Annotated in this window: 10 protein-coding genes; 2 read left to right on the forward strand and 8 right to left on the reverse strand. The window is 41.3% G+C overall.

Features of this window, described 5'->3' with window-relative positions:
- Window positions 1–156 precede the first annotated feature (156 nt).
- Together glgB and glgA are read left to right on the forward strand one after the other, a co-directional pair.
- A complete protein-coding gene (gene glgB / locus JEU79_RS01280; protein WP_198262639.1) occupies window positions 157–2364 on the forward strand; it encodes a 1,4-alpha-glucan branching protein GlgB in 2208 nt (735 codons plus the stop codon).
- A gap of 19 nt (window positions 2365–2383) precedes the next feature.
- Window positions 2384–3943, forward strand: a complete 1560-nt coding sequence (gene glgA / locus JEU79_RS01285; RefSeq protein ID WP_198262640.1) for a glycogen synthase GlgA — start codon at window positions 2384–2386, stop codon at window positions 3941–3943.
- A 79-nt stretch (window positions 3944–4022) separates the two neighbouring features.
- Here the strand turns inward: glgA and zwf are convergent, their stop codons facing one another.
- From zwf to JEU79_RS01325, 8 genes are all read right to left on the reverse strand, one after another.
- Window positions 4023–5537 carry a glucose-6-phosphate dehydrogenase gene (gene zwf / locus JEU79_RS01290; RefSeq protein ID WP_198262641.1) on the reverse strand — a complete coding sequence of 505 codons (1515 nt, stop codon included), beginning with the start codon at window positions 5535–5537 and terminating at the stop codon, window positions 4023–4025.
- A 12-nt stretch (window positions 5538–5549) separates the two neighbouring features.
- A complete protein-coding gene (gene gnd, locus JEU79_RS01295) occupies window positions 5550–6968 on the reverse strand; it encodes a decarboxylating NADP(+)-dependent phosphogluconate dehydrogenase (RefSeq protein WP_198262642.1) in 1419 nt (472 codons plus the stop codon).
- Window positions 6969–7156: 188 nt separating this feature from the next.
- Window positions 7157–7540, reverse strand: a complete 384-nt coding sequence (gene panD / locus JEU79_RS01300) for an aspartate 1-decarboxylase (RefSeq protein WP_198262643.1) — start codon at window positions 7538–7540, stop codon at window positions 7157–7159.
- Between the two features lie 95 nt (window positions 7541–7635).
- On the reverse strand, window positions 7636–8520 hold the full coding sequence (panC, locus tag JEU79_RS01305) for a pantoate--beta-alanine ligase (protein WP_198262644.1): 885 nt from the start codon (window positions 8518–8520) through the stop codon (window positions 7636–7638).
- A gap of 102 nt (window positions 8521–8622) precedes the next feature.
- Window positions 8623–9420 (reverse strand): 3-methyl-2-oxobutanoate hydroxymethyltransferase, encoded by a 798-nt coding sequence (panB, locus tag JEU79_RS01310; protein ID WP_198262645.1) that lies wholly within the window; start codon window positions 9418–9420, stop codon window positions 8623–8625.
- 224 nt (window positions 9421–9644) lie between these two features.
- Window positions 9645–10148, reverse strand: a complete 504-nt coding sequence (gene folK / locus JEU79_RS01315) for a 2-amino-4-hydroxy-6-hydroxymethyldihydropteridine diphosphokinase (RefSeq protein ID WP_198262646.1) — start codon at window positions 10146–10148, stop codon at window positions 9645–9647.
- Between the two features lie 221 nt (window positions 10149–10369).
- Entirely contained in the window at window positions 10370–11686 is a 1317-nt protein-coding gene (pcnB, locus tag JEU79_RS01320) for a polynucleotide adenylyltransferase PcnB (protein ID WP_198262647.1), read from the reverse strand.
- 170 nt (window positions 11687–11856) lie between these two features.
- The gene (locus JEU79_RS01325; RefSeq protein WP_198262648.1) at window positions 11857–12480 is read right to left on the reverse strand and encodes a CNP1-like family protein; all 624 of its coding nucleotides are present in this window, start codon (window positions 12478–12480) and stop codon (window positions 11857–11859) included.
- Window positions 12481–12586 lie beyond the last annotated feature (106 nt).

Raw genomic sequence — 12586 nt, forward strand, 5'->3', positions numbered from 1 at the left:
AATTTAGCATAAAAGCAATACGACATACTGTTAATCACATCTATTTATTGATCGGAATCAATAAATAGATGTGATGCTTCAGCAATATAAATTTAAACTATTATAATTCTTTCAAATGACAGTATAATGAATCACTATCTTAGTTAGGAATAGATCATGCAAAGAAAAAGGAAAAAAGACAAGGAAAGGGAACAATCGTCACTACAACATGATTTATCCCGCATCATAGAAGCCAAACACCATGATCCCTTTTCAGTTCTAGGCTTTGATCAAGAAAACCAACTCATTCGCGTCTTTCTACCCGCGGCTGAAAACGTACAGCTCGTGCTACCTAGCAAGCCTGATGCAGAACTTAGTCGAGTGCCTGAAAGTGATTTTTTCCAATGGCAGGGTGATCTCAGTTTACTGGACAAACACTTAGAATTAAAGTGGCTGGATAAAAGCGGCTATCAACATCAGGGCTATTACCCCTATACTTTCGCCCCTCAAATCAGTGACTTTGACCTACATCTTTTCAGCGAGGGCAAGTTATTACAATGTTATAACGTGCTAGGCTCACACCCCAGAACCATCGATGGCATTGAAGGCATGTTCTTCGCTACTTGGGCGCCGAATGCCGAGCGAGTCAGTGTCATTGCAGACTTTAATCAATGGGATGGACGTGCTCACCCCATGCGGGTACGTGGTGATAGAGGTGTTTGGGAGTTATTTATTCCCGGGGTTAAAAATGCATATTTATATAAATATGAAATTCTTAATCGCCATAGTGGTGAAGTCTTAGAAAAAATTGATCCCTATTCACAACAATATGAATATCGTCCTGCAACGGCCTCCATCACCTCAGCAACCGATGATTATCAATGGCAGGATGCACAATGGTTAAGCCAGCGAGAAAAAGATAACTGGCAACACAGCCCCTTGTCCGTTTATGAACTGCACTTGGGTTCTTGGCAGCGAGGCTCACAAAATGAATTTCTTAACTACCGTGACTTGGCACATCGTATTGTTGACTACATAAAGCCGCTCGGTTTTACTCATATTGAGCTATTACCGATTACCGAGCATCCGCTGGATGCTTCCTGGGGTTATCAGGCAACGGGCTATTTTGCCCCCACCAGTCGCTTTGGCAGTATTGACGATTTTAAGTACTTTGTTGATTATTGTCACCAGCATCATCTTGGCGTACTTGTTGACTGGGTGCCTGCTCACTTCCCTAAAGATCCCCATGGTCTGGCGCAATTTGATGGCAGTGCCTTATATGAACACGAAGATCCTCGACTCGGAGAACATCAGGACTGGGGGACTTTAATTTATAATTTAGGCCGCAATGAAGTTAAAAACTTTTTACTTGCTAGCGCCCTATTTTGGCTAGATAAGTTCCATATTGATGGACTCCGCGTGGACGCGGTAGCATCCATGCTGTATCTCGATTATTCTCGTGAAGAGGGTCAATGGCTGGCCAATAAACATGGCGGCAATGAAAATCTCGAAGCCATTGATTTTCTCAAAGAGCTTAACCATCTGACCCATGTTGAGTATCCCGGTACCCTCGTCATCGCCGAAGAATCAACATCTTGGCCTCAAGTTACGCGCCCTGCTTGGTTAGGAGGCTTAGGCTTTACCATGAAATGGAATATGGGCTGGATGCATGATATTTTAAATTATATGCAACTGGATCCGATCCATCGTCATTACCATCATGACAAACTCACTTTTGGCTTGCTGTATAGTTTTTCTGAAAACTTCCTGCTACCTTTTTCTCATGATGAAGTCGTACATGGCAAAGGCTCAATGCTAGGTAAAATGCCCGGTGATGATTGGCAACAATTTGCTAACTTACGCCTGCTTTATACTTTTATGTTTACTTATCCGGGTAAGAAATTACTCTTTATGGGCAGTGAATTTGGCCAACGTGCAGAGTGGAATTTTGATCAGGCACTTGAATGGCATGAGTTGGAAGCCGACTCACATCGAGGGGTGAAAGATTTGGTGGCTCAACTGAATCATTTATACAGTGAAATTCCGGCATTACACTACTATGACTTTGATGCTCAAGGCTTTGACTGGGTCGATTGTCACGATTCTGACCAATCAATTCTTATTTATCAACGCAATGGACCCACTGATTCGGTCATCATTGTGTTAAATTTCACCCCCGTTGTCCGAGAAAACTACCGGATTGGCGTACCTTTTGGCGGTCATTATGAAGAGCTTTTAAATTCTGACTCCAGTTACTATAATGGTACAAATATAGGCAATAATAACCCCATTGTCAGTGAAGCAATACCTTGGATGGATAAAGATCATTCTATCAGTATCACTTTACCGCCTTTGGCAGGTCTTATTATAAAAATGATTGATTGAAACAATAATAGATTAAGCAATGAAATCTAACTATAAAATATTATTTATCAGTAGCGAAGTTTATCCCTTTGCCAAAACCGGCGGCTTGGGCGATGTCTCCAATAGCCTACCCAAGGCATTAAAAGATTTGGATCAGGACATTAGAATTTTAATGCCCGCCTATCCCTTTGCTATTCAAAAAGCAGACTCGATTCAGTATGTTGCTAAAATTGATTTACCTGAACGGGGTTTTCCCGGTCATTTAGGCTTGTCTTATCAGCAACATCGTTCCAAAGAAAAAAATCAACAAAATAGTGTTGCCATAATCGAAACCACTTTACCGGATAGCAAAGTCAAAGTCTGGATGCTTGAATCCGAATTATATAATCGCTCTGGCACACCCTATTCCGATGAAGACAATCAAGAATGGCCGGATAATGATTTTCGCTTTGCGCTATTAAATTATATCGCTGTTGAAATCGCCATGGGACGTACTGAGCTCAATTGGCAGGCTGATATAATACATGGCAATGACTGGCAGGCAGGTTTAGCAGCCGTGTTATTAGCTCAAGAAACAGTCGCTAAACGACCTGCCAGTGTTTTTACTATTCATAATATGTCACACATGGGGGTTTATTCTCGCAAGCGTTTTGATCAATTAGAACTTGATCCGCAGTTATGGAATCATCATGAGTTAGAGTTTTACGAGAACTTTTCTTTTATTAAAGGCGGGCTAATTTTTTCTGATCGTATCAATACCGTTAGCCCCTCTTATGCCAAAGAAATTCAAACCGAAGAATTTGGCTATGGCTTAGCGGGTTTATTAGCCCACCGAAAAGATCGACTTTCTGGTATCTTAAATGGCATCGACATGCAGGAATGGGATCCTGAAACCGATCCAATGATTGAAAAAAATTATTCCCTTAAAAACATTGCTGATAAGCAGGCGAATAAACTGTCTCTACAAAAACATTTTCATTTACCCGTCAATAAAAATGTTTTGCTATTAGGCATGGTGGCGCGACTGGTTTATCAAAAAGGCGTTGATCTGATCATCAAAGACATGGAGGATATTTTAGAGTTGCCCGTGCAGTTAGTGATCCTTGGCTCAGGAGATGAGGAATTAGAGAAACAACTCACTCAATGGGCGAAAAAATATCCCGAAAAAATTCAAATCCAATTAGGCTATGATGAAGCATTATCTCACCAAATCGAAGCCGGTGCAGATGCTTTTCTAATGTCTTCACGTTTTGAACCCTGCGGCTTAAATCAATTGTATAGTTTGCGCTATGGTACCATTCCTATTGTAAGAGAAACCGGTGGTTTGGCTGATACAGTGATTCATGCATCCAATGAAAACCTGAATAATAAAACGGCCACTGGTATTGTTTTTCATGAAGACAAAGGCTCGACGGTATTAGATGCAATCAAACTCACATCACTTTTATATCAAAGCAAAACCATTTGGCGCAAACTCACCAGCAATGCCATGAAGCAACACTTTTCCTGGCAAGAAAGTGCCGAGCATTATCTCAGCCTCTATACACAGGCCATTGAAGATAGAGATAAAATAAAAACTCAGAAGCCAATGATAAAATAACATAGAGCCTCCCCTTTTCGCCTCAGGGTGCCTACTTTTGGCAAAGGGGGAAACTCTATGTTACTTATCTTGTCTTATATTAGCTGTCACAATTTTTGGCATCTAGTTTATTGCGCCAAAACTGATCGTTGGAATCAAATAAACGAGAGGACACATCAGGACCCCAGGTGCCCGCTGGATAGGTGTGAATATAGTCCTGTTCTTCCATCCAGGAGCGTAATACCGGATCGACAATTTGCCATGCCCATGAGACTTCATCAAAGCGTAAGAATTGTGATTGATCACCTTCCATGACTTCTAATAATAAGGCTTCATAAGCATCAATTTTAGCTTTGTTATCACAAGAATGGGCTTCAAGTTGGGTGATTTCCGTTTCCAATTCCAGGCCTGATTTTTTGACCTGCATTTCAATTCTCAAACATTCTTCTGGCTGAATATTTAATAAAATCCAATTGGGTTCCATTTGTTTTAATGCAGTATCTTTAAACAACTGCTGTGGCGGACGCTTGAAACGAATGCTCACTAAGAAGTTATTTTCTTTCATGCGCTTGCCGGTACGCAGGTAAAAAGGTACACCTTTCCAACGCCAATTATCCACATAGAGCTTCATTGCTGCAAAAGTTTCCGTGGTACTTTTTTCAGCCACCCCTTCTTCTTCAAGATAGCCTGGCACTCTTTCACCATCAACATGACCACCGGAATATTGCGCACGAAAGGCATGCATATTCACCGAATTTCTACTGATAGGACGAATGGAACGCAGTGCTTTTACTTTTTCATCGCGTAAGGCATTTGCGTCTAAATTCGCCGGTGGTTCCATCACCACAAGGGCCAGCATTTGCAGTAAGTGACTTTGAATCATGTCTCGCAAAGCACCCGCAGAGTCATAATAATGCGAACGACCTCCCACACCGGAGCTTTCAGCATGGGTGATTTGTACATGGTCAATATAATTGCGATTCCATAGCGGTTCAAGCAACAAGTTAGCAAAGCGGAACACTAAAATATTTTGTACCGTATCTTTACCCAGATAATGATCGATACGATAAAGTTGCTCTTCTCTAAAACTCTTGTGCAATTGTGTATTTAACACTTCGGAACTTTCTAAATCATGGCCGAAGGGTTTTTCAATCACTAGGCGACAATAGCCATTATGCTCTTCATGTAGGCCACTACTCACTAGATGCTTGGTGGTGAAATTATAATCCTGTGGGCGTATCGCTAAATAAAAAATATGATTAGCTGGGAAAGTATCTACATTTTCCAAGCGTTTTTTTAAAGCAACGAAAGACTCTTCATTTTGTAAATCGCCTTGCTGAAAATGCAGGCGTCGGGTAAAACGCTCTAAAACCTGTGCATCGAGTCCACCACGAGCGCGGTCTTTTATTTCTTTAGTGACTTCTGTTTTCCACTGCTCATCATCCCAATCCCTGCGACCAAAGCCAACAATGGTCACTTCATCAGGCAAGCGTTTAGCTTCTTCCAGATGATATAATGCGGGAAGTAATTTATTTTTACTCAAATGTCCCGTCACGCCAAAAATAATGAGCGTACAGGGTTCTTTAAGCAGTTTTTTATGTGAATTAGCATTCATGATTCAGTAGCCTCAATTCCATTCGTGATGAAAGAATTCACCCAAGGGCTTATCTATACGTTCAAAGGTATGGGCACCAAAATAATCGCGTTGGGCTTGTAGTAAGTTGGCTGGCACCGATGCCATGCGATAGCCATCATAAAAAGTAAGCGCAGCCGCAAAACCCGGTACAGGTATGCCTGATTCAATTGCCTTTGAGACTGTTTTACGCCAGCCATTTTGGGTATCACTGATGGTTTGTTGAAAAAAGTCATCCAGTAACAAGCTTTCTAATTGCGGATTGTTATTATAAGCCGCTTTAATATTATCTAAAAAGCGACTGCGAATAATACAACCACCACGCCACATCAAAGCAATACCACCATAATTCAAGTTCCATTGGTATTCTTTGGCCGCTTCACGCATCAACATATAACCCTGTGTATAGGATATTATTTTTGAAGCATAGAGGGCTTCTTTAACAGCATTGATATAGTTATTTTTTTCATCTTCTGTATATTCAAAAGCCAGTGTCGGACCTTGCAATACTTGAGAGGCTTTGACTCGCTCTGACTTTAGAGCCGATAAGAAACGGGAAAATACTGCCTCACCGATTAGAGTTAAGGGAATTCCCAACTCTAATGAATTAATTGCAGTCCATTTACCCGTGCCTTTTTGCCCGGCGGTATCCAGTATTTTATCGACTAATGGCTCGCCGTCCGTATCTTTAACGCGTAAAATCTCACTGGTAATTTCAATCAAATAGGAGTTCAGTTCACCCTCATTCCAACTTGTAAAAATATCCGCGATTTCATCCACACCTAAACTCATGCCTTCACGTAGAAATTGATAGGCTTCACAGATAAGCTGCATATCACCATATTCAATACCGTTATGTACCATTTTCACATAGTGACCCGCACCTTCTTCACCGATCCAATCGCAACAGGGCTCACCATCTACTTTAGCGGTAATACTTTGGAGAATACCTTTGACTTGAGGCCAGCCATTTTTATTACCTCCGGGCATAATGGAAGGTCCATTTCGTGCACCTTCTTCACCACCAGAAATACCCGTACCTAAATAGATTATGCCTTGTTCTTCCAGTGCTTTTACCCGTCTTGTCGTGTCGGTATAAAGTGAGTTTCCACCATCCATAATGATATCGCCGATGTCCAGATGGGGTAGCAATAGGTCAATAAAATGATCCACAACCTCACCGGCTTTGACCATTAATAAGATACGTCGTGGTGATGACAGGCTGGCAACAAATTCTTCGATTGAATGACTACCAATAATGTTTGTTCCCTTGGCTTCACCCTTAAGAAAATCATCCACTTTGCTTGTGGTACGATTAAAGACAGCTAAGCGAAAACCGTGATCATTAATATTCAGGGCTAAATTTTGCCCCATTACTGCTAGTCCTATTAAGCCTATATCAGCCTTTTCCATGGTAGCTCCAGTGTTGAATTTAAAAAATTCCGTTAATAGATGTTCATCTATAGTATAGAACTATTTAAGTGCATTTCTAGTGCTTTTTCAGTGATATTTAGCAATGATGTAAGCTATTTAATTTTGATGCGCTTCGTTCCTCAGCAGCATCCTACGAGGCATCGCATCATGACAGGCAGGAAAAATGTTTAACTAACAGCCTGAACGGGGATCTGAGTATTGGTATGGCTAATATTATTGCCATCATCAACATAAACGAGGGTTGGTTGGTAGGTTTTCAGTTCTTCTTCATTCAAACTGGCATAGGCAGCAATGATGATTAAATCCTTGGGATTGGCCTTGTGAGCAGCAGCACCATTGATGGAAATAATGCGTGAACCAGCTTCGGCTTTAATAGCATAGGTCGAAAAACGTTCACCATTGCTAATATTGTAGATTTCGATTTGCTCGTATTCCAGAATACCTGCCGCAGTCATTAAATCCGTATCAATGGCACAGGAACCTTCATAATCAAGTTCTGAGTGAGTAACGGTGACTCGGTGTAATTTGCACTTAAGCATTGAACACTGCATGGTTTATCCTAGTGAGTAATCGATGAATCAAATATGAACCGTTAAAAAAGGTGGGGTATTTTACCATGATTGATTTTTTTTTCAAATCGGGGGTTTTATTGTTTACATACTCGTGATACTTGCAGGTTGTCGAGTAAGCGTGTCGTGCCTAGGTATGCGGTGACCAGTATGACCAGTTCTTTATCATCGTCAGTGGGTAATGCTAAATTTCTTGCTCGAATACAGAGGTAGTCGGTTTTAAAGCCTTGGGCATCTAATTGTTTGATTGCATCTTGTTCTAATTGTGAATAATCACATACTTTTAGCTTGGTGGTATTATTTTTCAATTGTGTTGCTAATGACTTTAAGGTTTTAAATAATGCTATTGCTTGTTGTTTCTGAGAATCACTCAGATAAGCATTGCGAGAACTCATTGCCAGACCCGTGCTTTCACGCACAATGGGATGGGCAATAATTTCAATCGGTAGGCACAAGTCCTTCACTAATTTATAAATGACTTGTAATTGCTGGTAGTCCTTAGCGCCAAAAATGGCCTTGTCGGGTTGCACCATATTGAACAGCTTGGTCACGATAGTGGCTACACCGGTAAAATGTCCGGGACGAGCAGCACCTTCCAGAATATCCGCTAGTTCAGGTGGCACTATCACTTGCATTTGATCTCTGCCACCGTTTGAGGATTCCGGATAGATATCAGACACTGCCGGAGCAAAGAGAATATCACAGTCTATTTGACGCAATTGCGCAGCATCTGCATCCAGAGTACGAGGGTATTCTGCAAAATCTTCCCCCTCACCAAATTGCAGGGGGTTGACAAAAATACTACAGACTATGATATCAGCCTGGGCACTCGCCAATTCGACCAATTGCAAATGCCCTTGATGTAAATTACCCATGGTGGGCACAAAGCCTATGCTTTTTCCGGCACTTTTGTGCTCTGCAATAAGCTGTCTTAGTTGAGCAATATGATGGATGATTTGCATGAATATAAAATCTTTGACTGTGGTTAAAAAGCTAACTAGTGCCCATCCGTCAATAGGTTTTTTTATATAAAGAACCGTAGGGTGGGCACTAACTAAAAAAATCTAATTAAAACTATGTTCTGCACTGGGAAATTGCCCATTTTTTACTTGTTCAACATAGGCTTTAAAAGCATCTTGAATGGAATTACTGTCATTTAAGAAATTTTTCACAAAGCTTGCGGGAGTTCCCTGAGTCAAGCCCAGCATGTCATAACTGACTAGGACTTGGGCATCACAAGCAGCACCAGCACCGATGCCAATGACGGGGATTTGTACGCTGGCGGTAATTTGTGCCGCTAATTCAGCCGGTACACATTCTAATAATAAAATATCCGTACCTGCCTGCTCTAAAGCAATAGCATCTTTGAGTATTTGTTCGGCTTCTTCTGGAGTACGTCCCTGAATTCGATAACCACCCATTTTATAAACTGATTGAGGCAATAAGCCCAGATGAGAACAAACCGCGATGCCACGATTTGCCATAAACTCGATGCTGGCTAATAACGTTGCACCACCTTCAATCTTAACGATATGCGCACCACCCTCACTGATCAGGCGGGCAGAATTGCTATAAGTTTGTTTTTTGGTGACATCAGCGGCAAAAGGCAAGTCAGACATAATCAATGACTTGTAGCACACTCTGGAGACATTGGCGGTATGGTAGACCATCTCATCCATAGTGACCGATAAGGTACTCGCCTGACCCTTAACAACCATGCCTAAGGAATCACCCACGAGAATCACTTCAACACCGGCATTTTCCTGAGCCATGGCAAAACTCGCATCATAAGCTGTTAGACAGGTAAATTTTTCACCTGCTTGCTTCATTTTTTTCAGTGTCGTTGTGGTTATTTTATTCATATTATTACAATGTTTCAGTCTCTATTTAGGCACAGATCAAACCTTGTTTACACTTCAGATGTAGGATGTGGTGAGGAACGAACCGCATCAATGGTTTTAAATGTACGTCTTTGATGCGGTTCGTTCCTCACCACATCCTACCAGTGTAAAGACAAATGCCTCGCTGCGCCCTGAAAGAAGTGCCCTTGGGGTGTATCTCCAAGTATTAGGGGTATATATTTACTCTAAATCCGCTCTAAACCTGCCCAACTTGTCTGTTTGGCTAAATCAGCTAAATGACCCAATGCTGGAATTTCAATATCAATACTCTGCTCAATGGCTATTTCAAACAAGGGGTGTATGACAAAATTACGCTGCTTGATTTGCGAGTGAGGAATCATCAGGTTCTCTGCCTGTACTATTTCTTCACCACGCTCACCAGCCAGTAAAATATCCAGGTCCAGTGTTCTAGCGCCCCATTTTTCCAGGCGTTTGCGCCCTTGTCTGGCTTCCAATTCATGTAATTGTTGCAATAATTGTTGTGGGTTTAAATCACTGTCAATCAAGACCACCGCATTAATATAGTCATTTTGCCTCGGTGTATCAGGCAAGGTCAACGCCCGGCTTTGATAAAACGATGACTGACTGACAATCACCATGACACCCGTATTGGCCATATTGCTCAAAGCGGTTCGTAGTTGCTCCACTGGCTTATCTAAATTACTGCCTAAACCGATGTAATAATTCATAACTGATTAACTACTTTGCTTAATTATTTTGCTTAACTAGTGCCCATCCGTAAATAGGTTTTTTATATAAAGAACCGTAGGGTGGGCATGGCTTTATCTGCCCACGCTGACTCAAGCGCTTATTATGTACACTTTCAGCGTGGGCACAAAAAGCGTGCCCACCCTACGGTCAAAATTATCAAATAATCCTAGAATAAACGGATGGACACTAGCTATTTTACTTAGCTATTTTTGCTTAAAACAGGCGTACGGCGACGCTTGCGCCGTTTTGATTTCTTTTGCCCCTTCACTAAAGCATCACACATCGCTTCCTGTTCGGATTGGTTTTTCGTTTGGATATCCGTCCACCAGGTACACAATGACGCTAATTCAGTTTCACCCACCTTATTTCTTAGCAATAGGAAATCATAACCGGCGCGAAAACGCTTATTGGTCAAGGTACGCATCGCACGCTTTCGCGTGGGATGTTGCAATTGTGACTGCATGTGCCAGATTTCCCGTATCATTAAACTAAAACGCTTGGGAATTGAGGTATAAGCCTGCTGACGAGTAAGCACTTCACGGCTGGCACTGATTAAAGCTTCAATCTCATGCTCACCACGCTCTATAAAGCGATTTTTGTATTCATGCATGGGATACCAGAGCAATACCGCAAGAAAAAAGGCTGGATTGACTGATTTACCCGAAGCAATACGTTCATCAGTATTTCTTAAGGCCTGTTCAACAATTTTAAGTGTCTTCTCATCCTCTTGTGAGCCGATGATGGATGTTTCCGTCATCGGAAACAACAGCTCAAATAACTGGTATTCTCTGAGTAACTGAAAACATCTTAGGCCATAGCCACCCTGAAACAATTTAATGGTTTCATCAAATAAACGTGCGACCGGAATATCTTCTAGTAAATGCCCTAATTCAAAAATCTGGTTGTTAGTTTCTTGCTCCATCTGAAAATCTAATTTAGCAGCAAAGCGCACAGCTCGCAGCATTCTAACGGGATCTTCACGATAGCGCGTTTCAGCATCACCGATCATACGCAAAATTTTATTGTTTAAATCCTCCATACCACCTGTAAAATCAACAATCGAGTCATCACGAATATTGTAGTACAAGGCATTAATGGAAAAATCACGCCGCAGGGCATCTTCTTCCAGACTGCCAAACACATTGTCACGAATAATGCGGCCTTCTTTGTTTTGATCCGCATGACTAGGGCTTTTGCCTTCGTGCGGGCCTCTAAACGTCGCCACTTCAATGACATCACGACCATAGAGAATATGCGCCAAACGAAAGCGACGACCGATTAAGCGGCAATTGCGAAACAAGCGTTTCACCTCATCCGGATGGGCATCAGTGGCGACATCAAAATCTTTGGGCTTTTTCCCCAGTAGTAAATCTCTTACTCCCCCACCCACAAGATATGCCTGATAGCCCGCGTCTTTTAGACGATAGAGCACCTTTAAGGCATTAGCACTGATGGCATCCCTGGAAACTCCATGCTCTTGACTGGAGATAATCTGCTTTTTTATTTTTATTTTCATTCCTGATTTTCCATTGGAAAAAACAATCATCCTGAAACTTATCAACTCATAATAATGAGTTATATTACGTTTTTATTATGTTTTTTATTAGTTTGTTATTGAATTTATTATTGTTATTATCAAATTAAGCAATATTTAGTCTCTGTTTTAACATATACAGCTATAAACGCTCAATAATAAAGTTCTTCGGAGCTACTTTCACCGTATTTTATATTATTGATAATTTCATGCAGCTTTAAACTCAGATCATAACGACTACAAAAATAATTCGTTGCTAACACGGGTCCATAAGCTGTAAATCCTGAGTTCTGCAGGGGTTTCCATCGGGGGCGTTCCCTAGGCAAAAACACCTTCTTACCGCTTTTATCAAGCGCACCATAGGCGTAACTCTTTAAGTGTTGATCCGTGCAGCGCAGGCCATCATAAACCACATTGTCGGCACCACTTTTGGAACGAATCACCAAACTATAACGAACCACTCTATCATGACCAATAACGATACTACTTTCATCAATAAAATATTGATAACTTTGATGTGTGGGGGGAGCATCAATAGGCAATAAGTTTTTTTCTAACGGGTATTGCGGTAAATTCGATGCATCCTCTTTCCAGACAAAATCTTCTACCCCTTCATTGTCCAGATTTTCATCAAAATGAGCGTCCCAATTGTCCCACACATCAGCACTCGTTCCCGTGCTAATACCCGCACTAAAGATAAGTAAAACAAGGCAAGCCAATCGCTTTGCCTTTAAAGCTTTTCTCTCAACACCTAATATTTTAACAGCCTTATTCATTCATAAATCTCAAATATATTCAATTATAGTAAGGTCTACCTAGAGTACACGCACCTAGTTTTATACACATTCAGCGCAGCTTAACATTCTATTTCACTAAAAAGCT

The sequence above is a fragment of the sulfur-oxidizing endosymbiont of Gigantopelta aegis genome, assembly GCF_016097415.1.
GTDB lineage: Bacteria > Pseudomonadota > Gammaproteobacteria > GRL18 > GRL18 > GRL18.